This window comes from Salicibibacter kimchii, assembly GCF_003336365.1.
Classification (GTDB): Bacteria; Bacillota; Bacilli; order Bacillales; family Marinococcaceae; genus Salicibibacter; species Salicibibacter kimchii.
Window position 1 is genome coordinate 943,618 of sequence record NZ_CP031092.1, and the last position, 23,707, is coordinate 967,324.

A 23,707-nucleotide genomic window follows, 5' to 3' on the forward strand; every position below is an offset into this window, starting at 1 on the left:
GTACTTATGCAGGATAAGAAAGTTTAAACTTTCTTATCTGCCAACGTAAATCATAGCATAGAGCGCGCCGTTCAGCAATGTTGAATCGAAATTTTATTTAGGGTCTGCTGAAAAAGGAAGTAGAGATGCTAAAGCAACGTTCAATTGGATGGAGCCATGAGCGGTGCTTCGGTGTATAAATGAATCGGATGCTGCTTCGGCTTCCCAGCACCCCTATGTGCGTATTTCATGCCGATGTTGCCCTTTCTTCGGCATAGTTGCTATGCTTCATTTTCTTTTTCATGCCGAAGCCAAGGATGCTTCGACTTCCGAGGATGCCTTTGCCCTCGTTTCATGCCAATGCCGTCCTCTCTTCGGCATACTCGTTGCCCTTCGCCCCCTTCCCATGCCGATGCCTTATTTGTTTCGAATTCCGCACCATGATCCCCACCCCACACCCTTGACTCATCGCTTGTTTTGCATAGAGCTCGGAATATCAAACAAACATCTAGGCTTTAGTGCAGCAGCACAAAAGCAAACGCCCATCATGGATATGCGCGTTTTGACTTATTTTACAATCAATAAAGGGACGTCAACATATTTTGCAAGTTTATGGCTTACACTGCCTAATACGAGTGTTTGAAATTCGTTTCTCCCGCGACTGCCGACAACAACACAATCGTATTGACCTTCATTGGCTTTTACATGTTTTAATATCGCTTTAGCAGGTGATTCACCATGTAAAAATAACGCATTAGCGGTTACTTCATATTGTTCTAAATAATCAATGCTACTCGCAAACATCTCTTTCCTTTTTACATCAGCGATTTGTGAATCCCCATACTTCAATATATCTGCCTTTGATTGATCTCCATCAATACAATAAACAAGATCAACGGTAACCTGATCACTATAAGGAGCGATCATTTTTATCGTTTGTTCCATGGCTCGTTTTGCATATTCCGAACCATCTGTAGCCAATAGAATCTTTGAAAACATTTATGACGTACTCCTTCCTCTAGTGACCAGATTCATTTGATATTCCACCAATCGCCTTTAATAAACGTGAACTCTCATCGTTTAATCCCTTATACGTAACGTGTACATCATTTGCTGCAAACTTTGCTTCGATTTTATCTAGCGCTCCCACTGCGGAATCATCCCAAATATGGGAATGCGTCAAGTCAATTTCAACTTCTTTTATCCTCTCAGTCGTATCAATTTGTGATAAAAAGTCCGTCACAGAGGCAAAAAATAATTGACCTTCAACAGCGTAGTATGATTTGTTCAAGCTTTCATCCGTCTTTTTGGTGACTTTAACTTTTGATATTTTAGCCGCAAAGAAAATCATGCTTAAAAGAACACCTACTAACACGCCGTAAGCAAGGTTATTCGTAATAACGACTGTAGCCATCGTAACCACTAATACCGTTGCGTCCGTTCGTGGGATACGATGGAGTGTTTTCATTGAATTCCAATCGAATGTGCTAATCGATACCATAATCATGACACCCGCAAGTGCAGCCATTGGGATTTGAACGACAATATTTCCTAATACCAAGATTAAAAACATCAGGAATACACCTGCCACAAGGGCAGACAAACGTCCCGATCCCCCCGATTTTATGTTAATAATCGATTGTCCGATCATCGCGCAACCTGCCATACCTCCAAAACAACCCGATACAATGTTTGCAATCCCTTGCCCGCGACTTTCCTGGTTTTTATTGCTTTCTGTATCTGTCATGTCATCAACAATATTCGCAGTAAGTAATGATTCTAAAATACCTACAATCGCTAATGCGAGTGAGTAAGGTAGAATAATCATCAACGTCTCAAAACTTAAAGGAATGTCCGGTAATGCAAAAACAGGTAATGATTGTGTTAACGTACCCATATCCCCAACATTGCGGACCCCGATATTCATGGATAACACAATAATCGTCACCACAATAATGGCCACCAATGTTGAAGGAACGGCTTTCGTAATCATCGGGAATAAATAAATGATGGCTAATGTTAAGGCAACCAGCGCGTACATCACCCAAGTTTCCCCGACAAAGTGCTCGATTTGAGCAAGGAAAATCAGAATCGCCAGGGAGTTCACAAATCCCGTCATTACCGTACGGGGGATAAATTTCATGAACCGGGCTAATTTAAAGACGCCAAATAATATTTGGATGATTCCCGTTAAAATTGTCGCGGCAAGCAAATATTCCAGTCCATGATTTGCAACAAGCGTAACCATCAATAAAGCCATCGCACCCGTCGCTGCAGAAATCATTCCCGGTCTCCCGCCAACAAAAGCAATCACGACGGCGATGCAAAACGATGCGTAGAGACCCACCATTGGATCCACCCCGGCAATAATTGAAAAAGCTATGGCTTCCGGAATGAGGGCCAACGCGACAACAATGCCTGCTAAAATATCACCCCTTACATTTCCAAACCACTGGTCTTTGATCGTACGTTCCATTCTACTCCTACTTTCTATTTGTATTTATAAACGGACCTTCGAGTCTCACGAAAGTCACTCAAATACAAACAGAACATGCATATATGCGCTCTGCTCTTTTTAAACGCTCGATATGTTATAAAACAAAATGATATATTTTATCATTATTTATGTGATTGTTTTAACGTTTTTTACACACCTATTAAAGGATGAAAAAAGAATGCCGAAAGGCATCCGTCAAACACTTAACGTTAGATACCGTTTGGTTATGGTATCGTGTAGTATTTTTTCCAAGTCAATGGCTTTATTTTCATAGATCAGATAGAGGTCGAGATAAAATCTGATGGAGATTCGGAACGATCCTCGAGGGGCTCGGAAAACACACGGGGAGTTCGGCATACAGCCCCACTTATTCAGAACCCTCCTCCTCGAACTCCCGCAGCCATTCTTGTTCATCTTTGCCAAGCGCTCGTCCCTCCAGCAAATCGGGGCGTCGCTCCCACGTGCGACGCAATGATTCCTTCCTACGCCATTCTTCAATATACGCATGATTCCCGGATAACAACACCTCCGGGACGTCCATGCCCCGGAAATTGGCGGGGCGGGTATAGTGGGGGTGCTCCAACAGCCCGTCTGTGAATGACTCCTCTTGCGCCGAGCTTTCATTGCCGAGGACGCCCGGGAGCAGCCGGATGACGCTGTCGGCGACAATCATCGCGGGGAGTTCACCTCCTGTCAGCACATAATCGCCGATGGAGATCTCATCTGTCACGACCGAGCGAACGCGTTCATCGTAGCCTTCGTAGTGTCCGCAAACGAGCACCAACGAATCCTCTTTTGCTAGCTCCTCGGCTTTTTTCTGCGAAAATGGGGCCCCTTGCGGACAGAGCATTACCACACGCGCATCCCCGTCGGTCACATCCTCGACAGCGTCGACAAGCGGCTGCGCGCACAACACCATCCCCGCGCCCCCGCCATACGGGTAGTCATCGACTTTGTTATGTTTGTTATCCGAATACGTACGGAAATTGGTGACCGCGTACTCTGCCGCGCCTTTATCTCTTGCCTGTTTCCAAATGGACGATTTCATGATGCCTTGAAACATTTCCGGAAAAAGAGTGAGAAAATTGATTTTCATTCATCGACCAGCCCTTCCAACAAATGAACGGTTACGCGCCGATTTTCTACGTCGATCACCCGGACGACTTCTTCCGTGTAAGGGAGCAGAATCTCTTTGCCGTTGCCTTCGACTACCCATACATCGTTAGCACCCGGCGATAAAATTTCCTTCACCTTGCCGAGATGCTCGCCGTCTTCCGTATAAACGTCTACCCCGATGATTTCACTGTAGTAAAATTCATCTTCAGGCAAGTCCGCGCGCATCGAAGCATGAACCTCAAGGGCCGCGTTTTTTAAGCGCTCGGCGTCTTCCCGCGTTTCATACCCTTGAAAAAGGAGCAGGTCGAAATGTTTATGTTTGCGGTGCCCGCGTACTTCGAGCATTTCTGTGTCTCCGGTTGCCTTCACCGCTCGCAATTCGGACCCTTCGGCAAAACGTTTTTCCGGAAAGTCGGTCGTGGCAATGACACGCACTTCTCCGGCGGTTCCGTGTGTATTAACAATTTTCCCAACGCCGTAGTAATTAGTGGCGGACACTGTCATCCTCGTCTTCTCCTTTGGAACGAATCTCGCGAACGATGTCATCCTCGATAATAATCTCATCTTCCAACCGGTGTTCCGACCAACGATCCCCGACCTGAACATCTGTGTACCTTTGTACCTTTTCCCCGGTGACGAGTGAACCTGTCGGCAGTGTTTTAACTTTGCTTTCCCTGAAATTCAAACTTTCGATTCGTTGGCCGCGCTTATTGATTTCAGTATTGTATTTGCTATCAATGGCAGATTTGTTGCGACCCGACTGTTCTTTTAACTGTTTCTGGTACTGAAAACGCAATTGCCCCATTTCCGTGTTCAGTCGTTCTTTTTCAGTAGAAATTTTTTTTAATAACTTCTCCCGATAGTCTTCGGTTAGGACGTGGCGAACGAGTACTGTTTTTTCAATTCTCACGGCTTCACCTCTTTTTCCTGGTGGTAAGTGCCCGATTTCCCGGAAGTCAGACATCGGGAACCGGAAATCGGAAGACCTTGAAAAAAGCCTTTTCCGACTTCTGGCCTCTGAAATAACGGGCGACTAACACCCCGATTTGTTCCGACGCACAGGATGTGCTAGTGTCGGCGTTGTCACAGGACGTGACGGTTTTAGCCGACTTCCTTCCTCAGAGGAAAAGCCCCTCTGATGGAAGTTTCACTTCACATGATCAAAAAGGGAAGGCAAAGCCTCCCCCATTCGTTAATCAGCAATATTAAGCCGGACTTTACCCTGATTTCTGTTTGCAGCCATCAACACATTCCGAATCGCGTTCGCGACTCTTCCGTTTTTGCCAATGACTTTCCCGATGTCTTCCTCGTGGACGGATAGGGTAAACACGGTGACGCCATCGACGTCTTCTTCCTGAACATTGACCTCATCCGGATAATCCACCAATGAACGGGCAATCGTTACGACAAGTTCTTTCAACATAAAATAAACCTACTTACCGTTTTTTGTTTGATGAAGTTTTTCCATCAGTCCACGTGTCGTAAAGAGATTGCGAACGGTGTCCGATGGTTTCGCGCCATTCAGCATCCATTTAAGCGCCTTTTCTTCATTCACCTGAAAATCACTCGGTTCCGTGAGCGGATTGTACGTGCCGATTTCTTCAATGAAACGGCCGTCTCTCGGCGCGCTGGATTCCGCGACAACGACACGGTAAAAAGGTTGTTTTTTCGATCCCATTCTTTTTAAACGAATTTTTGTAGCCATGATTTATTCCTCCATTATTCTAGAAGTTAGAAGTGGGATGTGAGAGAAAGATCCCGCTTCCAGCACTTTTACTTATTTGCACATTTTCACATTAGCCTATTATAGAGAAGATTCTTTTGCTTGTAAAGGGTTTTTCCTTTTCAGCGCATAAACGGCAATTGCATGCCGCCTTTTCCTTTCTTTTTTCCGCCGCCCATCGACGACATTTGCTTCATCATTTTTTTCATGTCTTCGAATTGCTTGAGCAGTTTGTTCACGTCTTGCACGGATGTGCCGCTCCCCTTTGCAATCCGGCGTTTGCGGCTCGCGTTCATGAGCTTGGGGTCCTGCTTTTCCGCTTTCGTCATCGAGCGCACGATCGCCTCGATACGACCGATTTGGCTTTCATCCACCTGCATGTTTTTCATGCCTTTCATCTTGCCGGCGCCGGGCATCATGCTGAGAATGTCTTCCATCGGCCCCATACTTTTCACTTGTTCCAGCTGTTCCAAAAAATCCTCAAACGTGAGGTCGGCATTGCGCATTTTCTTTTCCAATTCTTTCGCGCGTTCTTCATCCACGTTCGTTTGCGCCTTCTCGATCAGCGATAGCATGTCCCCCATGCCGAGAATCCGCGACGCCATTCGTTCCGGATGGAACGTTTCCAGCTGATCGATTTTCTCGCCCATCCCCGCGAACTTGATCGGCTGTTCGGTGACCGCGCGGATGGAAAGAGCCGCCCCGCCGCGGGTATCGCCGTCCAACTTCGTGAGGACAACGCCGGAGACGGGCAATTGATCGTTAAATTGTTCCGCGACATTCACGGCATCTTGCCCGGTCATGGCGTCAACAACGAGAAGCACTTCATGGGGCTCGACCGCATCGCTCATTTGCTGCAACTCGTCCATGAGCGCTTCATCCACGTGCAAGCGGCCGGCGGTATCGAGCAACACGTAATCATGATTTTCCGCTTTCGCCTGCTCAACCCCTTCCCGGACGATATCAACGGGATTGGCTTCCGTGCCTTTGGAAAAAACAGGCATTTCGAGCTGCTTCCCGAGTGTCTGCAACTGATCGATGGCAGCCGGCCGGTAAACGTCAGCGGCAACGAGCATGGGATTGCGGTTCTTTTCCTTGCGCAAATGATTGGCCAGTTTCGCGGCGGTCGTCGTTTTCCCGGACCCTTGCAAACCGACCATCATGATGACCGTCGGCGCTTTATCGGCGACCGCCAATTTGCTTTCTTCTTTTCCCATCAGCGCTGTCAGTTCTTCGTTGACAACTTTAATCACTTGCTGGCCGGGGGTTAAGCTTTTCATTACCTCTTGTCCGACGGCGCGCTCTTTGATGCGACCCACAAACTGCTTGACGACTTTGAAGTTCACATCGGCTTCGAGGAGCGCCAGGCGGACTTCCCGCGCCATCTCTTTCACGTCCGCTTCACTGACTTTCCCTTTGCCTTTAATCTTCGACATCGTCGCCTGCAAACGCTCGGCTAAACCTTCAAAGGCCATTGTGTCCCCCCTATTCTTCCGTTCGTTCCAATTCGTCTATAATGGAAAAAAAGTAAGCTGATGCGGTCGCACCGGCTTCGCGGCGTAGTTGTTGGTATAGTTCTTGGCGCCGGTGGTATCGCTCATCAAGCTGTAATTTCGCTTCGTACGCTTCGAGCACCTCTTCACTGCGCCGGATGTTATCATAGACGGCTTGGCGGCTAACATCAAAGTGCTCGGAAATCTCCCCGAGGGAGTAATCATCATAATAGTAGAGCTGCAAATAGTCGCGCTGCTTTTCCGTAAGCAACGGATGGTAAAAATCAAAAAGCGCATTCATGCGCATCGTTTTTTCCAGCACTGGATTCACCTTAATTGTCTTTTGTCTGTTAAGTGTATCGCCTTTACAAGGATACAGGGATGTGGGCGGGATGTCAAGGGGCGTATCTGTCATTGACTACTCAATTTTTGTTGGTATAATGAATGAAATCAAAGGAAAGGAAAGGAAAGGAAAAGTCTCATGATTCTCAAACCCCGCGAAGTCCCCACCGAATTAAAAACGCTGCGGCTCTTACGCCCCCGAATGACCCTTCCCGATGAACAGCACTATCTCAATCTAGAGAAAGGTTTTACAGGCGAGCAACAATTGGATACTTGGCTGGAAAACTTAACAACTGACTGTTTTGTGATCAATGACCTTTTGCTGCAACAGAACCGTAATTTTTTTCAAATCGATAAGATGCTAATTTTCCAAGAAACGATTTATCTTTTGGATTCAAAGTATTCCAAAGGTGATTTTTTCATTGATGACGACAAATGGAAGACAATTTCCGGCATCGAAATCCAAAACCCCCAGCTCCAAATAAAGCGGAGCGAAACCCTCCTGCGAAAATTACTTCAACAGCATCGAATGAATTTCCCTATTGAATCAACGCTTGTTTTTACCCATTCTGAATTTTATCTGTACAATGCTCCTCCTAAACTACCTGCCGTTTTCCCAAACCAAATCCATCGCTTCTTGGAAAAATTAAACCGCCTAGATTCTAAAATGACGTACAAACATAATAAGCTCGCTGAAAAATTACTAGCATTGCATTTTCATAAAAATCCGCATACGCAGTTCCCCGATTATGATTATCATGAACTGAAAAAGGGTGTGCTTTGTGTAAGCTGCCGTTCTTTTATGACTGATAATGGCGTGAATTGGGTATGTGCCAAATGCGGATATGACGAAGACAATAAAACAGCGATCATGAGAAGCATTGAGGAATACAAATTTCTATTTCCGAATCGAAAAATAACCACAAACAATATTTATGATTGGTGTGGAATGAAAAGCTCCAAAAAGAAGGTCAACAAACTTTTAACGAATCGTTTCATCCGCATGGGCCATGCGAATGCCTCCTATTATATCGATTAAAAAAACAATACTGCGACCACTTCCCGGACCATAGCACGCTCCCCTGGGGACTCGACGTGCTCGATTTCTCCTTTTCCGGTCCGCAGACCGACCATCTGAGGACTCAATGCGCTCGGTTTCTCCCTTTCCAGTCCGCAGACCAACACTCTGAGGACTCAATGCGCTCGGTTTACCCTTTTCCGGTCCGCAGACCGACACTCTGAGGACTCAACGCACTCGATTTCTCCCTTTCCGGTCCGCTGACCAACACTCTGAGGACTCGATGCGCTCGGTTTACCCTTTTCCAGTCCGCAGACGTCTCTCCCGGGGACTATGCACCTCTGATCTTAGCCCTCCCTTTGTATGAAAAGTCACCCTTAATACAAGGGCTTTTATCGAAGCGCCCGTATAGACTGAATGCCATTATTCGTCTGCTTAGTTTCCCTCGTCATCCTCCGCCAGCTCCCGGAACAATCCATACGTGAACTGCTCGGCATCAAACGGTTGCAGATCGTCGACGCTTTCGCCTAGGCCGACGAATTTTACGGGGATACCGAGTTCGTTGCGAATGGCGAGCACGATGCCGCCCTTCGCGGTCCCGTCCAGTTTCGTGAGCACGATGCCGGAAACTTCCGTTGCTTCTTTAAACGTTTTGGCCTGCGTCATCGCGTTTTGCCCGGTCGTCGCGTCCAACACGAGCAACACTTCATGCGGGGCCAACGGAATTTCGCGGTCGATGACGCGCTTGACTTTTTCCAGTTCTTTCATCAGATTGACCTTGTTTTGCAGGCGCCCGGCCGTATCACATAGCAGCACGTCGGCGTTTTTGGAACGAGCGGATTGGATGGCATCATACATGACGGCCGCCGGGTCCGAGCCTTCTTCTTGCTTGACGACGTTGACGCCAACGTCCTCGCCCCAAGCGGCCAATTGCTCGATCGCGCCGGCTCGGAACGTGTCGCCCGCGGCCAGTACGACGTTTTTGCCTTCGGATTTGAAGCGCTGGGCGATTTTCCCAATCGTCGTCGTTTTTCCAACGCCGTTCACGCCGACGAACAGAAGGACGGTCATGCCTTCGTCGTTCATGTTCAATGCATTATCTTCGCCGCTGTAATCGAGTTTGGCGGTTAATTTTTCACTGATGACCGGCAAGACGTCTTGGGGTGTTTTGACATTTTGGCGTTTCACCTCGGTGCGCAGTTCTTCGATCAATTCCATGACCGTGTTCACCCCGACGTCCGCCGAAATCAACAGTTCTTCCAATTCCTCGAAAAAATCTTCGTCCACGGTCCGATACCGGGCCGCCAACTCGTTCATTTTTTCCGCAAACGAATCACGGGTTTTCTCCAAGCCGTCTTTAAATTTCGATGTGACCGTTTCGGTTTGGGTGCTAACCCGTTCCTTTAATTTTTTAAAAAAATTCATGCCATTGCTCCTTTCAATTCCCATTGATCTGGCGTTTTGCGAGCATCACTCCGGCACTTCTGCATGAGGCTTCTTGTCCTTTCTCTCCGAGCGCACGTACCGGACGCCTAGCCGCCCGTTTGCAGCGCTTCTGCTTCCGTTTCCTCGAAATAGTCCTCGAGCCTGACGGAAACAAGGCGAGAAACGCCGGACTCTTCCATCGTCACGCCGTACAAAATATCACTCGCGACCATCGTTCCTTTCCGGTGGGTAATGACGATAAATTGTGTTTGATGGCTGAAGGTGCGCAAATAATTGGCAAAGCGTTCCACGTTCGCTTCATCGAGCGAGGCTTCCACTTCATCAAGCACGCAGAACGGGACCGGCCGCACGTGGAGAATCGCGAACAAAAGAGCGATCGCGGTCAAAGATTTCTCCCCGCCCGAAAGCAAGGACAAGGATTGCCGTTTTTTTCCCGAGGGGCGGGCGTATATTTCAATCCCGGTTTCCAACAAATCGTCCGGATCTTCCAACAAGAGATCCGCTTCCCCTCCTCCAAACATTGCCGAAAACGTCTCTTGAAAATACGTGCGAATCATCGTGAAGGTTTCCCTGAATTTGCGCGTCATCTCCTCGTCCATTTCTTGAATCGCGGCGGTGAGCGTGTCCTTTCCTTCTTGCAGATCCGCTTGTTGTTCCGATAAAAATTGATAGCGTTCGTTGACGCGCTCGTAGTCATCGATGGCCCCAATGTTTACATGCCCAAGTTCATCGATGCTTTTTTGCACGAGTTTTAATCGTTTGCGCGCGTCTTCAACCGTCTTTTCTTCAAAAGAAGGACGTTTTTTCGCCGCTTCATATGTGATTTCATAATCTGCTTGCAAACGTTCGAGCAACTGGTCCAGTTCGATATCCAAGCGGTGGTGGGCAAGTTGCAGCTGATAGCGTTTTTCTTCCATGTCCGTAGCTCGCTTTTCTAAAACGGCTAGATGGTTCTCTTTTTTCTCGATCGATTGTTGCTGTTCTTCCCGCCGCGCTTTCAAGTCGGATGCTTGTTGCTCTTTTTCGGTTTTCTTCGCTTGCAATGCCTCAATTTCTTCATCGAGATTGTCCGATCCGCCCGCCACTTCTTGCAGGCGCTTTTCCAGATCCTCTCTTTCTTTCATGGCGGCACGCAAATCGTTTTGTTCCGTGGTTACATCAGTTCGCAAACGTTCCACGGTTTGTTTTTGGTGATCTAGCTGTTCTTTTTTCGCGGCAGCTTGAATGCGCAATTGCGTAAACGCTTCTTGCATTTCTTGTTCGGATTGGGCTTGTTCTTCTTTTTCTTTTTCCTTCTTGTTAATGTCTTCCTGGAGGCGTTCGGTTTTGTCCGCCCCTTCGTGTACGCGCGCCTCAAGGCTTTCCAGCTGCGTATCCCAATCCTGGAGTTCGGATTCCAATGCTTGTTTTTCTTTCGTGTATAACGAGAGTTCCGCATCCATTTTTCCTGTTTCCGCCTGCACGCGCACGTGCGTTTCTTTCGCATCCGCCAGGCGAGAACGCACATCTTCCGACTGTTGTTTGTGATCTTCCGTCTCTTGGCGGAGGGTTTCAACCTTTTGTTTGATGGCAGCGACGTTTTTTTCCAGTTTCTCGTTTTCGGCTGCCAATTGTTTTTGTTTTTCTTGCAGTTCGTCTTGTTCCCGTTGGCGGCTCAAGAGTTCCATTCCTTTGCGTTTGTCGCTGCCGCCGGTCATGGAACCGCCGGGATTGATGACTTCTCCGTCGAGGGTGACGATACGGTTGCGATACTGAACGATTTGGGCCAGACGGTTTCCCGCTTTTAAGTCAGACGCGAGCACGACATGGCCAAGGAGGTTTTCAATGACCGCCGTAAACCGTTGATCGGCAGCCACCACTTGGGCAGCTGCCCCGCAAAACCCTTCTGCATGGCGCAATCGTTCCTGTACCGCGCCGGGGATCGCTCGCGGTTTCATGACGGAACGAGGCAAAAACGTGGCCCGGCCTTGGCGATTCATTTTCAAAAATTGGATCGCCCGGCGGCCGTCTTCTTCCGATTCGACGATGACGTGTTGCATCGCGGCGCCGAGCGCGGTTTCCACCGCTTTTTCATATTGTTCGCCGGTGGAAATGAGCGAACCCACGGCCCCGTGAATGCCGGTCAACTTTTGAGCTTCCGCCGCCTGCAACACCGCTTTTACTCCTTGAAAAAAACCGGCATGTTCCTGGTCCATCCGTTGAAGCAGTTGCAAGCGGGAGCGGGCATCGTCGAGTTGTCGGTAATTCGCATACAATTGTTGGTCCGCTTTTTCTTTTTTCGTTTGTTCCGCTTCGAAACGGGCGCGCGCATCTTCATATGCCGTGTCTTCCGCTTGACGTTTTGCTTCGAGCGCCTCGTAGGTTTGTTTTGCTTTTGCTTCTTCTTCGTTCTGTCTGGCCAATTGGTGTTCGCTGTCTTCGTTTTCGGCAAACAACCGTTTTAATCGCTCTTGAACCCTCTCTTTTTGCTCTTTGCTATGGCGGCGTTCATTTTTGCTCGCCGCGTGTGCGTTGAGGGCATCAATGTACTCGCCCTTCAACGTTTCCAACTCCGCTTCCACATCGGCGGTCGTTTTGTTTTTTTTCTTTTCGAGGGTTTCCAGTTCTTTTCTATTTTTTTGCTCGGCTTCGATTTTTTCGTTTAAGATCGCCGCTTCTTCGTCCAGTTGCGCGCTTTTTTGTTCCCACGTTTGTTGCAGCTCGCGAATGCTGCGGTCTAACGCCTCCAAGCGTTCATTGGCGTTCGTACCTCTTTCTTCCATGAGGTTGCGGTGGCCTTCCCGTTGCTGCAATGCTTCACTCGTCTCCAGCAATTCGTTTTGCGCAGCGTCGAGCTTGTTTTCCACATCGGCGAGTGTTTCTTTTTTCCGGGCAAGCGCTTCTTGCGCTTCGTGTAACGTTTGTTTTTCCGCTTCCGCCTCGTTTTCCATTTTGGCCAGGGATTGTTTGTATGCTTCCCAAGAGGCGTGCTTCGCTTCGATATCGTGGACGAGAATGGCGATGTCCAATTGTTCTTTTTCTTCTTGATGTTGTAAGTATTCCCGGGCGGTTGACGCTTGCAACTCCAACGGCGTCAATTGTTCTTCGAGCTCATGGAGAATATCTTGGACGCGATTCAAATTGTCCATCGTCTCTTGCAGCTTTTTTTCTGATTCTTGCTTGCGGGATTTATATTTTAAAACGCCCGCGGCGTCTTCAAACATCGTGCGCCGATCTTCCGGTTTCGAAGAGAGGATTCGATCCACTTCTCCTTGTCCGATCATGGAATAGGCGTCTTTCCCCAACCCGGAATCAACGAGCAGATCGACGATATCTTTTCTTCTGCAAGCTTTTCGATTTAAAAAATATTCGCTTTCCCCTGTGCGGTACAGACGGCGTGTCAAGCTGATCTCGCTGAACTCGCTCATCATGTATTCATCTTCGTTATCCAAAATCAGGGATACTTCGGCGATGTTTACTTTTTTCCGGGATTCGCTTCCGGCAAAAATGACATCTTCCATCTTCGCCCCGCGAAGCTGTTTGGCGGATTGTTCGCCGAGCACCCAGCGAATGCCGTCGGCGACATTGCTTTTCCCGCTTCCGTTTGGCCCGACAATGGACGTGATGCCTTCATTAAAATCGATGGTCAAAGGAGCGGCAAAGGATTTGAACCCGGTCACTTCCAGTCGTTTTAAAAACAAAGACGCTCCCTCGCAATCTTTTTGCAATGAAACCTTTTCAAACAAGGTCATCCCTTCTACAATAGAGACTAGAAAAGGAGGCTCGTCATGAACCTTGATGAAGCAAAAGAAGAAAATCTTCACTACATTTTCGAGAAACTGCAAGAACATTTGCAAGTCGTGAACGCCGCGGTGCTCGATCCGACAAGCTATGATCTCCGGCATTACGAAGATATTAAAGAGATCTATGAGTACGTAGTGGGGAACAATTCAACCCTTAGCGTGAAAGAAATGGACGCCCTGATTTCAGAGCTAGGAAGAATTAAAGTCGAGAGCCAAAAATAACCGGCGTCCCGCCCGCCGTTGCTCCATCGCCCTCACTACTATCCGAGTGGGGGCTTTTTTTTTGCATGCAAAAATGTCCGAGGTGACTTTTTGTTCGGACAGGTTCGATGCTTTGTCGAGCTAAATTGTCCGAGGGGATGCACAGCTCGGACAATCTCGCTATATGCTCGTGCGATGTGTCCGGGGATTCGCCCTGATTCGGACACTTCTCCCGCCTTCCCCCACAAGGCTTTCGAACGCCGCTCCTCTCATCTCTCCCTATTCACGTTCGGTGCTTAGGTGCATGAGTGCTTTTTGTGCAGCGTGTTGCTCTGCCGATTTCTTCGTTTTTCCGATTCCTTCGCCTTGATGATCGCCATTAATAGAGACGCGGGCAACGAATTCCCTGCTGTGCGCAGGTCCTTGTTCATCGACGATCGCGTACGTGATCGCGCCCGATGAGGTCCTTTGGACAAATTCTTGTAGCTGGCTTTTGAAGTCCATTACATCCGTGTAACTGCCGGTTTCGATTTTTTCATAGACGGTCTTTTCAAGAAAATGGTTAACGGCGTCCATCCCTTGATCCAGATAAAGCGCCCCGACAAATGCTTCGAAGACATCCGCGAGCATGGCTGAGCGTTCCCGGCCGCCGGTCATGTCCTCGCCTTTCCCGAGAAATACGAGGTCGCCGAAATTATATTTCCGCGCGAGCCCTGCCAGAGAGGGTTCACAAACAACTGCAGCACGAAGTTTGGTCATCTCTCCTTCCGGCATCGTATGAAACCGACGATAGAGATATTGGGAGACACATAATTCAAGCACCGAATCCCCTAAAAACTCCAACCGTTCGTTATCGCTGTCGGCACTGTGTTTCTTTTCATTCACATAGGAAGAATGGGTAAAAGCCTGATACAACAATTGATCATCAGTAAATTGCAACGCTAGTTCCGATAATAATTCCTGGAATTTATGCACATGGTTTTCGCTTGCGTGTATTTTGTTCTTTTTTTTTGGAGAGGATTTCATTTTACTTCTCTTACAGCTCCTTTGCTAAAAAAACCGGGAAGGCAGCTTGCGAGCGTCGAGGCCTCCCATCTGACTTCCCGCCTCTCTTCCATCACTGCTGTGCTTCTATGTAGTTCACGACATCAGCGACGGTGGAAATTTTTTCCGCTTCTTCATCAGAGATTTCCATATCAAATTCATCTTCAAGTTCCATTACGAGTTCAACGACGTCCAACGAATCAGCACCGAGATCATCTTTAAACGTTGCTTCTCCGATGACTTCCGATTCCTCGACGCCCAACCGATCAACAACAATCTTTTTTACGCGTTCCAGCGTTCCTGTTTCTGTCATTTTTATTTCCTCCTTTAATTCCTAACCAGAAATGCTTCCTTGTTATTATAGGATATTTGACCATAAAAAACCAGCCTTCTTTACGGCATATACATGCCGCCATCGACATGAAGGGTTTGACCCGTCATATACCGACTTTTTTCGCCGGCAAGAAAACTGACCGTTTCAGCCACGTCTTCGGGGCGCCCGAGCTCCCCGAGCGGAATTTGGGCCAGCAACCCGTCCCGTTGCTCTCCTTCGAGTTCGTCTGTCATTTCTGTCTCAATGAAGCCCGGCGCGACGGCATTCACACGGATGTGACGGGACGAAAGCTCTCTCGCCAACGTTTTTGTCAATCCAACGACCCCTGCTTTTGCCGCGGTGTAATTGGCCTGGCCGGCGTTGCCGAGCGTACCGGTGACCGAACCGATGTTAATAATGGATCCCGACCGTTGTTTCATCATCGGACGTACCACTGCTTTCGAGCAGAGGAAAACCCCTTTTAAATTCGTGTCAAGCACTTGGTCCCAGTCGTCTTCTTTCATGCGCATGATTAAATTATCCTTTGTGATTCCCGCGTTGTTGACGAGAATATCAATGGCGCCGAAACGATCGGTGACCGTTTTAAAAAGGGCTTTGACCGCTTCTTCATCCGCGACATTGGCCTGCACGGGAAAAGCTTCCACCCCGTAAGAAGCGCATTCTTTCGCTGTCTCCGCGGCTTTTGCTTCACTCCCCGCGTAATTGACGGCAACATCCGCTCCGTTTTGCGCGAGGTTGAGCGCGATGGCCCGTCCAATTCCGCGGGAAGCCCCGGTCACGAGCGCTTTTTTTCCTTCTAGCATGTACGAGAACCCTCCTTTACGCTTTTGCTTGCAATACTTCGTCAATATCTGCTTGGCTTTCGACGGAAAACACTTGGATGCCGCGACGTTGAATTTTTTTCACCAAGCCGGCCAATACTTGCCCGCCGCCGATTTCGATAAAGGTGTCCACGCCATCCTCAAGCAGAAAACGAATGCTGTCTTCCCAAAGCACGGGAGCCGTTACTTGGGTGACGAGCGCTTCCTTCAACGTGTTAGCATCGGTCGCCGCGGAGGCAGACGCGTTCATCACCACCGGCACCTCGCTATCGCGAAAGCTTATCGGCGCCAATACTTCTTGCAACTGCTCGCGGGCAGGTTTCATGAGCGGCGAGTGGAACGGACCGCTCACGTTTAAAGGAACAACGCGGCGGGCTCCCTTTTCCTTTGCACGTTCGCCGGCTTCTTTGATGCCATCTGCCGATCCCGACATGACGATTTGGTTCGGGGCGTTTAAATTGGCGAGCTGGACGGGGGTGCCTTCCTCGTTGACTTCGGAAACAACCGCTTCCAACGCTTCTCTTTTCATCCCCATGACTGCCGCCATCCCGCCTTCGCCGGCAGGCACCGCGGCTTCCATTAATTCGCCTCTTTGACGAACCGCCGTGACTGCATCTTTGAAATCGATGACGTTAGCGGCGACAAGGGCGCTATATTCCCCGAGGCTATGTCCGGCAACGTAATCCGGTTGCACCTCGTGTTCCGAAAAAAGTTGCAATACCGCGGTACTCGCCGTTAATAACGCCGGTTGCGCGTTTGTCGTTTTTTTTAATTCATCTTCCGGGCCGTTTTCCATTAATTCGGAAAGGCGAAAGCCGAGGGCTTCGTCCGCTGCAGTCACGGTCTTTTGTGCCGCTTCGTTTTCCGCAGCCGCGGTCATGCCCATGCCGATCGCTTGCGAGCCTTGTCCCGGAAACAAAAACGCCGTTTTCCCCATTTTAATCCCTCCTCTGTTTTTGCAAATCAGCGGCGATAACCTCTGCCACGTCTTCGGAAATCATCTGCCTGGCTTGGCGTATGGCGTGAAAAAAAGCGGTGTGATCAGACGAGCCATGGGCCTTTACAACGGGCGCTTTCAACCCAAACAAGCCGGCTCCCCCATAATGGGAATAGCTTAATTTTTGCTTGATCCCTTTAAACGATGGTCTCAACGCTGCTGCCGCCAGTTTGTTTTTCATCGTGGAGCTTAGCTCCGTTTTTAAAATGGAAAACAGCGATTCAGCCGTGCCTTCGATGGATTTAAGCAAAATATTTCCGGAAAAACCATCGCATACGACGACGTCGCAAACACCGTTCAATACATCTCGCGCCTCGACGTTGCCGATGAATGTAAAGTCGGCCGCTTGCATCTGTTCGTAGGCTTGTTTGGATAATTCATTGCCTTTTCCTTCTTCGGCACCGACGTTGAGTAATCCTACCTTCGGTTGTTTGCGATTTTTGACACGACGCATATACACATCCCCCATGATTCCGTATTGGAAGAGATGGACCGCGCGTGCATCAACATTGGCGCCCACGTCCAAGAGGAGAAACCCTTCCCCGTCAAGGGTCGGGAGCATCGGTGCCAGCGCTGGGCGTTCTAAGCCTTCAATGCGTCCGATTTGCAATAAACCGGTGGACATCAACGCGCCCGTATTTCCCGCGGATATGCTCGCGTCCGCGCGATTTTCGCGCACTTCCTTCACGGCGAGCACCATCGAAGAATCTTTTTTACGGCGTACCGCCTGGGTCGGTGTCTCATCATTTTCAATCACACTCGTCGTATGCAGCACGTTAATGCGTTCATGATGCCCCGATAAATGAGGACGGATCTTTTCCTCGTCACCGACGAGCGTCACTTCAAGGTCCTCAAATGCCCGGGCTGCTGCTAACGTCCCCGCCACCTGAGCTTTTGGGGCGTTGTCGCCTCCCATCGCGTCTATGGCTATTTTCATCGTCGAATGTGCTCCTTTATCTTATAGTTTCACGCTTCTTTTCCCCTCGACATGACGAACTCCCCTTTGAAAACGAGGGTTTGGTTCACATAGCTGTCCACGGTAATCACCGGAAAACCGGGACTGCGTTTTTTTACTTTTGCCTTTGCCACCACGCGTTCGCCGACGTATACTTGACGGGTGAAACGAATGTTCGCGCGTCCGGTCACCGCGAATGCGTCGTCAATGATCGCAACCGCGAGCGAGTTCGCCTGTGCGAAAAGATGGTGCCCTCTCGCGATGCCATTACGCGTAAACACATCGTCATCGGTAATATCAAGGATGGAAATCGCTTGTTCATCCAGTTGCAAATCGACGATTTCACCGATCACTTCTTCGTTTTGCAAGGCTCGAACATCATCGTGGTTCGTCTCGGCCAACTGCTTGATGCGCGTTCGGACTTCCGGAATTCTTAACTCGGAACGATCGAGGCGAATCGTTTGCACGCTTACATCAAAACGTTCGGCCAAGGCCTCATCCGTAATAAAAGGATTGGCCTCGATCGTGTCTTCCAATTCCTCTTTCCGTTCAGCTTTCGTTTTTTTCATCTTTATGTGCCAAGGAGACTCCTTTGAACAAATAGGCGGGGGAGGGATGGCCACCGCCGTCCGGCGACCTCCTTTTTTGCCTCCTCTCAAGGTTATAATGTGCGTTTCTGTTTGTTCAGGCATGCAGGTGTTCGGGCTGATCCAGTGGTGACAATGTCGAAACAATAAATGGTTCCCGCCCGTAGTTGTCGCGCCAAAAAAATGGGGGTATGCTTAATATTAGTCGCCGCACGACGGCTCTGGTGACTAATAATCAGGATTCACCTAATATTTGTCCTCACACGACCGTTCTGGAGACAATTATCGGGTTTTACCTATTTTTTGTCCTCCTGGCGGTTGTGACTCAGAAACGTATTGGTTAATTAATGTTACCTTTTGCTAGGACTTGGTCCTAATTTTGAATCAAACTCAAATGAAAATCAAGTCTGTGATGGTGAAAAATGGGAGTGCTCACAGGATTGACGGTTCATGGCGACTGTTTCGACGCGCGGTTGCCCCGCGGGCTCCATGATTGCTTCATGGTTACCGTTTCGGCACACGTCTGCCCAGTTCGGGTTTCAGGACCGATCCCCACGCTTTCTTCAATCCAACTTCTCCCCCGACGTTGCTCCTGAGCCTTGGACGTAGTCTCGCAAAGGTTGATACTTCGGGTGCTGCCAAAATTCCTCGGCGTCAAGGAGCGTATTTGCGTCTTGGCGGGCGGTGTCCAACGCCCGGTAGTCATGGACGGGATCTGCGAGGCGAAATTCGGGCATCCCGCTTTGTTTCTGTCCGAGAAGTTCTCCCGGCCCGCGCAACCGTAAGTCTTTTTCCGCCAAAACAAACCCATCGGTCGTCTCGGTCATGATACGCATGCGTTCTTTTCCCGTTTCCGAGGTAGGGTCGCTCAGTAAAATACAATAAGATTGCGCCTCGCCGCGACCGACACGTCCGCGGAGCTGATGCAGCTGCGAGAGTCCGAAACGGTCCGCATCATAAATAACCATGATCGTCGCGTTAGCGACATTGACGCCTACTTCGACTACGGTCGTCGATACGAGGACGTCAATGTCGCCGCCCGTAAACCCGTTCATCGCTGTTTCTTTTTCCTCATCCCGCAAACGGCCGTGCAAAAGACCGATGGAGTTGTCGGGCATTAACATTTCCAATTGCGCGTGGAGGTCAATTGCATTTTGCACGTCCAATTGCTCGGATTCTTCAATCAATGGGCAGATCACATACGCTTGTTTGCCCGCGGCCGTTTCCTTGCGGACAAAAGCGATCACACGCTCAAGCATATCAGGCTTGGCCCAATACGTTTGCACCGCTTTCCGCCCTTTCGGCTGTTCATCGATGCGGGACACGTCCATGTCTCCATAAGCCGTAATCGCCAGCGTTCGGGGGATCGGGGTCGCCGTCATAAACAAGGCGTCCGGATTCCCTTTTTCCCGCAGCGCTCGCCGTTGTCCCACACCGAAACGGTGCTGCTCATCCGTAATCACGAGGCCAAGGTCATGGAAAGGAACCGTATCCTGGATCAACGCGTGCGTGCCGACGATCACCGAAATCTCCCCGCTCTCCAGCCCGGCATGGATTTCCTTGCGGCGAGCGGTTTTTGTGGAGCCGGTCAAGCGCGCGAGTTCCATGCCATAAGGGCGAAATAAATCAGCCAGGCTTTCCGCATGTTGGGTAGCCAGGATTTCGGTCGGCACCATTAACGCTGCTTGCTTGCCGGCACTCACCACCGCGTACATGGCACACGCGGCAACAACGGTCTTTCCCGAGCCGACGTCCCCTTGTAAAAGCCGATTCATTTTATGGTCTGCCTGTATATCCGCAAGGATTTCGCGAAGCGAACGGGTTTGTGCATCGGTCAGTGCAAACGGCAATGCTTGCACGAATTGACGGATAGACGCTTCGTCAATCTTCGTCGGCTGCGCATATTCATTTTGTCTGCGCGTGCGTTTATACGCCTGGATGTTTAATTGAAAACGGAGAAATTCTTCGTACACAACCCGTCGTCTCGCGTTTTTAAGCGTTTGGGCGTTTTCCGGTTGATGAAGCGTCGCGATTGCCTCGGCAATCGTCGGCAATTTATATTTTTTTCGTAAAAAAGCAGGGAGCGCTTCCTCCGGGAACGCGCCTTGGCGGATGACTTGTTTGATCCAATTTTCCAGTTGGCGGACCGTGAGCTTGCCGGTGATGGTGTAGACGGGAGCGTAGGCGCGCGTTTCATCGGCGTCGCCGACTTCAATCCGTTGGGCGGTGAGTTGGGCACGGTGCCGGTCCCATTTTCCGGTCACATTCACCTTCGTCTCCGGTTGAAGTTTATGTTTTAAAAACGCGCGATTAAAAGCCACCACTTGGATGAGATGCCCGTCGGCAAACAAACGAAAAAAAAGACGGTTTTTTTTGGCGCCGTAGTATTTAACATTGGGAGGCCCCTGAACCGTGCCGGCAAGGGTGGCCTGCGCCTCGTGTTCCAGCTCTTCCACCGGGCGGATGGCGATGTTTTCATATCGATACGGCAAATGCCAGAGTAAATCTTCCCATGTAACAATACCGAGTCGGCTCAACTCTTTCATCGTCTCCGGACCGACGCCTTTTAGCTCCTCAATACTCGTTTGTGCTCGTGTTAAGCTTGTCATGATTTTTCACGGTCCTTCGTTGCCGTTTTTCCCTCTGCGGGTTTTGATGAGGGTTCATTTGATGGCATTGACGACTTAACCGGTGCCACGATGATGCGTTAGGGCTTCATTAGCCGGTGTTGACGACCTAACCGCTGTCGCGATGATGCGTTAGGGCTTCATCGCACCCACCTAGTCTTCTGGTGCCGGAGTGGCCGTTACCGCGATCGTTCCCGGCCCAACGTGGGCGCCGATGACCGCGCCGATTTCCGCTGTCACATCAGAGACAACATTTAACTTTTCCCTTATATCTGCCGCCATCGTTTCGGCTGAATCAGCAGCAATCGCATGAAACATTCCCAGCTGGATCGGTTGATCGCCATAGGTGTTTTCCAGCTCGGTGACAATCCTGGCCATGGCTTTTTTCCGTCCGCGTACTTTCTCGTATGGATAGACTTCTCCTTCCTCCGTCAATGAAAGGATCGGTTTCATCTTCAACAGGGAACCGAGCAGCGCCGATGCTTTTCCGATCCGACCGTTTTTTTCCAAATATTCAAGGGTGTCCACCATGAAAAAAACCGTCGTTTCTTGCAGCATTTGTTGTAGCCGTTTTCTGCATTCATCGCTGTCGGCGCCGTTTTTGGCGAGGCGCGCGATGTCGGTCACGATGATGCCGAATGCGTAGCTTGCCCGCTTGGAGTCAATGACTTCAACTTTTGTGTCCACTTCTTCGGCCCCAAGGGTGGCCGCTTGATATGTGCCGCTCATACGGGACGATAAATGGATGGAGAAAATAACCGTATCTTTTTCCGCGATCCGGTTGTAAACCGTCTCAAAGTCATACGGGGAAGGCTGAGAGGTGGTCGGCATGACGTCGCTTTTTTGTAATTTTTCATAAAAACCCGACGGGGTTAACGTTTCGCCATCCGTGTAGGTTTCATTTTCCCCAAAATTAACCTTTAACGGAACGACGGTAATATCCAACGCTTCCAGTAAATCCTTGGGTATATCCGCGGTGCTGTCTGTTACCACTTTTACATGTGCCATAGCAACCTCCTGTATAGATAGGGAGGAAATGCCTCCCCTCGATTTCTCCTCTATTCGGCCGACAAAATATAATGATAGAGCGGTTGCTTTCCATCATGCGTTTCAGTTTCCACGTCTTCATAATGCTCTTCCACATGGGAAGCGAGCGCCTCCGTGCAGGCTTCTTCCGCATCTTCGCCGGCAATAATCGTGAGCATTTCAACCTCGTCATCGATCAACGCTTCGGCGGCTTTTTTCAGCGTTTGCTCCAACGTCTCTCCGGAACTGACAATTTTCCCTTCCACAAGTCCCATGAAATCGTTTTCTCTGATTTCGATGCCTTCAATGGTCGTGTCGCGGATGGCTTTAGTGACGCTGGCACTTTTTACCGTCGATATGCCTTCGTTCATCGCCTCTTCATTCGCCGCAACGTCTTGTTCTTCATTAAACGCAAACATAGCGCCTAACCCTTGTGGGACCGATTTTGTCGGAATGACGCGCACGTCCACGTCTTCAAACACGTCCGCCGCCTGGTTGGCCGTCATGACGATATTGCCATTGTTCGGAATCAGAAAGACATGTTCCGCGTTTGTTTTCTCAATCGCTTCCATAAATTGCTCTGTGCTCGGATTCATCGTCTGCCCGCCTTCCACGAAGGCTTCGACGCCCAGGCTTTCAAACAATTGTTGAACACCGGAGCCCATGGTTACGGCGATAATCGCGTACGTTGATTTCTTCTCCGTCTGCTTCTTGGTTTCCGCAGCTTCCTTATGCATGTCGGATGAAGAAAGCTCCGCGTTTTGTTCCCGCATATTATCAATTTTAACGTTGATCAGTTCGCCATATTTCTGTGCTTCATCCATGACTGCGCCCGGGTATTCCACGTGGATATGTATCTTGACCAAATCTTCATCGCTCACGACGAGCAATGAATCCCCCTGCTCGCTTAAGCGTGAACGAAATGCTTCTTCGTCGTACGGATTTTTTTTCGTTTTTTCATCATCGAAACGGATCATGACTTCTGTGCAATAGCCAAACTCAATGTCTTCCGGTGCGATATCTCCCTGGACATGATGATGTTCGGTTTCCACGAGGGCGTCCATGGAAGGCTGCTCCGTGGCTTCAGCCGCATGATCGGCGGTTGATTCCCCTCGCAAGCCTGCCTGCATGCCTTCGTAAATATGCAAAAGGCCTTGCCCGCCTGAATCAACAACACCCACTTCTTTTAAGACCGGTAATAAATCTGGCGTACGCTCCAATGAACGTCTCGTCTCGGCAAGCGCTTCTTCGAGCACAGCATCGGCATCGTTATGCTTGCGCGCTTCTTTACGCGCTGCTTTTGACGCGTCCTTAGCCACCGACAGGATGGTTCCTTCTACCGGTTTCATAACGGCACGATACGCGGTCTCCACCCCGTTCTCGAAAGCGGACGCCAATGCCTGACCATCGATTTCTTCTTTTTTTTCAATCCCTTTTGCAAATCCACGGAACAATTGGGAAAGGATAACACCCGAGTTCCCCCGCGCGCCCATCAACAAGCCTTTGGAAAAGCGCTTGGCCACCGCTGGCGTGCGCATATCCTCTCCTTGCTTCATTTCTTTTACGCCGGAACTGATCGTTAAACTCATATTCGTTCCCGTGTCCCCGTCCGGGACCGGAAAAACGTTTAAAGCATCCACACGTTCTGAATGTTGGTCGAGGACATGCGCCCCTTCCGCGAACATATCAAGGAGGGTTTCTCCGTTAATTTTCGTTGTC

Annotated in this window: 22 protein-coding genes; 2 read left to right on the forward strand and 20 right to left on the reverse strand. The window is 49.5% G+C overall.

Going from position 1 to position 23,707, the window contains the following annotated elements; translation table 11 throughout:
- Window positions 1-546: 546 nt before the first annotated feature.
- From DT065_RS04810 to DT065_RS04850, 9 genes are all read right to left on the reverse strand, one after another.
- The gene (locus tag DT065_RS04810; protein ID WP_114371372.1) at window positions 547-978 is read right to left on the reverse strand and encodes a universal stress protein; all 432 of its coding nucleotides are present in this window, start codon (window positions 976-978) and stop codon (window positions 547-549) included.
- A 19-nt stretch (window positions 979-997) separates the two neighbouring features.
- Window positions 998-2,455 carry a SulP family inorganic anion transporter gene (locus tag DT065_RS04815; RefSeq protein WP_114371374.1) on the reverse strand — a complete coding sequence of 486 codons (1,458 nt, stop codon included), beginning with the start codon at window positions 2,453-2,455 and terminating at the stop codon, window positions 998-1,000.
- Window positions 2,456-2,843: 388 nt separating this feature from the next.
- Complete coding sequence (gene trmD / locus DT065_RS04820; protein WP_114371376.1) at window positions 2,844-3,572, reverse strand: tRNA (guanosine(37)-N1)-methyltransferase TrmD; 729 nt, start codon at window positions 3,570-3,572, stop codon at window positions 2,844-2,846.
- Window positions 3,569-4,096, reverse strand: a complete 528-nt coding sequence (rimM, locus tag DT065_RS04825; RefSeq protein WP_114371378.1) for a ribosome maturation factor RimM — start codon at window positions 4,094-4,096, stop codon at window positions 3,569-3,571. The genes trmD and rimM overlap by 4 nt, the downstream gene beginning before the upstream one ends.
- Window positions 4,077-4,502 (reverse strand): YlqD family protein, encoded by a 426-nt coding sequence (locus tag DT065_RS04830; RefSeq protein WP_160112413.1) that lies wholly within the window; start codon window positions 4,500-4,502, stop codon window positions 4,077-4,079. Before DT065_RS04830 ends, rimM begins: the two co-directional genes overlap by 20 nt.
- 282 nt (window positions 4,503-4,784) lie before the next feature.
- Complete coding sequence (locus tag DT065_RS04835; RefSeq protein WP_418314597.1) at window positions 4,785-5,015, reverse strand: KH domain-containing protein; 231 nt, start codon at window positions 5,013-5,015, stop codon at window positions 4,785-4,787.
- A gap of 9 nt (window positions 5,016-5,024) precedes the next feature.
- Window positions 5,025-5,297: a 30S ribosomal protein S16 gene (gene rpsP, locus DT065_RS04840; protein ID WP_114371381.1), complete on the reverse strand. Its 273-nt coding sequence runs from the start codon at window positions 5,295-5,297 to the stop codon at window positions 5,025-5,027.
- 140 nt (window positions 5,298-5,437) lie between these two features.
- Window positions 5,438-6,790, reverse strand: a complete 1,353-nt coding sequence (gene ffh, locus DT065_RS04845) for a signal recognition particle protein (protein ID WP_114371383.1) — start codon at window positions 6,788-6,790, stop codon at window positions 5,438-5,440.
- Between the two features lie 10 nt (window positions 6,791-6,800).
- The gene (locus DT065_RS04850; protein ID WP_114371384.1) at window positions 6,801-7,130 is read right to left on the reverse strand and encodes a putative DNA-binding protein; all 330 of its coding nucleotides are present in this window, start codon (window positions 7,128-7,130) and stop codon (window positions 6,801-6,803) included.
- 159 nt (window positions 7,131-7,289) lie between these two features.
- On the opposite strand from DT065_RS04850, the gene DT065_RS04855 reads away from it, so the two are divergent.
- Window positions 7,290-8,189 (forward strand): NERD domain-containing protein, encoded by a 900-nt coding sequence (locus DT065_RS04855; protein WP_114371386.1) that lies wholly within the window; start codon window positions 7,290-7,292, stop codon window positions 8,187-8,189.
- Between the two features lie 414 nt (window positions 8,190-8,603).
- Here the strand turns inward: DT065_RS04855 and ftsY are convergent, their stop codons facing one another.
- Window positions 8,604-9,593, reverse strand: a complete 990-nt coding sequence (gene ftsY / locus DT065_RS04860; protein WP_114371388.1) for a signal recognition particle-docking protein FtsY — start codon at window positions 9,591-9,593, stop codon at window positions 8,604-8,606.
- Window positions 9,594-9,700: 107 nt separating this feature from the next.
- A complete protein-coding gene (gene smc, locus DT065_RS04865) occupies window positions 9,701-13,294 on the reverse strand; it encodes a chromosome segregation protein SMC (protein ID WP_472511553.1) in 3,594 nt (1,197 codons plus the stop codon).
- A gap of 87 nt (window positions 13,295-13,381) precedes the next feature.
- Here smc and DT065_RS04870 point away from each other — a divergent pair, with 87 nt between their 5' ends.
- Window positions 13,382-13,618 (forward strand): DUF1128 family protein, encoded by a 237-nt coding sequence (locus tag DT065_RS04870; protein ID WP_114376076.1) that lies wholly within the window; start codon window positions 13,382-13,384, stop codon window positions 13,616-13,618.
- 258 nt (window positions 13,619-13,876) lie between these two features.
- Here DT065_RS04870 and rnc read toward each other — a convergent pair whose 3' ends face one another.
- The 9 genes from rnc to fakA all read right to left on the reverse strand — a co-directional run bounded on the left by rnc (window position 13,877) and on the right by fakA (window position 23,673).
- Window positions 13,877-14,623, reverse strand: a complete 747-nt coding sequence (gene rnc, locus DT065_RS04875; RefSeq protein WP_114371392.1) for a ribonuclease III — start codon at window positions 14,621-14,623, stop codon at window positions 13,877-13,879.
- 91 nt (window positions 14,624-14,714) lie between these two features.
- The gene (gene acpP, locus DT065_RS04880; protein ID WP_114371394.1) at window positions 14,715-14,954 is read right to left on the reverse strand and encodes an acyl carrier protein; all 240 of its coding nucleotides are present in this window, start codon (window positions 14,952-14,954) and stop codon (window positions 14,715-14,717) included.
- A gap of 80 nt (window positions 14,955-15,034) precedes the next feature.
- Window positions 15,035-15,778 (reverse strand): 3-oxoacyl-ACP reductase FabG, encoded by a 744-nt coding sequence (gene fabG / locus DT065_RS04885; RefSeq protein WP_114371396.1) that lies wholly within the window; start codon window positions 15,776-15,778, stop codon window positions 15,035-15,037.
- A gap of 16 nt (window positions 15,779-15,794) precedes the next feature.
- Window positions 15,795-16,733 carry an ACP S-malonyltransferase gene (gene fabD / locus DT065_RS04890; protein WP_114371398.1) on the reverse strand — a complete coding sequence of 313 codons (939 nt, stop codon included), beginning with the start codon at window positions 16,731-16,733 and terminating at the stop codon, window positions 15,795-15,797.
- Between the two features lies 1 nt (window position 16,734).
- A complete protein-coding gene (gene plsX / locus DT065_RS04895; RefSeq protein WP_114371400.1) occupies window positions 16,735-17,730 on the reverse strand; it encodes a phosphate acyltransferase PlsX in 996 nt (331 codons plus the stop codon).
- Window positions 17,731-17,759: 29 nt separating this feature from the next.
- A complete protein-coding gene (gene fapR / locus DT065_RS04900) occupies window positions 17,760-18,317 on the reverse strand; it encodes a transcription factor FapR (protein ID WP_114371402.1) in 558 nt (185 codons plus the stop codon).
- 581 nt (window positions 18,318-18,898) lie between these two features.
- A complete protein-coding gene (recG, locus tag DT065_RS04905) occupies window positions 18,899-20,944 on the reverse strand; it encodes an ATP-dependent DNA helicase RecG (protein WP_114371404.1) in 2,046 nt (681 codons plus the stop codon).
- Between the two features lie 171 nt (window positions 20,945-21,115).
- Window positions 21,116-21,970 (reverse strand): fatty acid kinase binding subunit FakB, encoded by an 855-nt coding sequence (gene fakB, locus DT065_RS04910; protein ID WP_114371406.1) that lies wholly within the window; start codon window positions 21,968-21,970, stop codon window positions 21,116-21,118.
- A gap of 50 nt (window positions 21,971-22,020) precedes the next feature.
- On the reverse strand, window positions 22,021-23,673 hold the full coding sequence (gene fakA / locus DT065_RS04915) for a fatty acid kinase ATP-binding subunit FakA (RefSeq protein WP_114376078.1): 1,653 nt from the start codon (window positions 23,671-23,673) through the stop codon (window positions 22,021-22,023).
- Window positions 23,674-23,707: the final 34 nt, after the last annotated feature.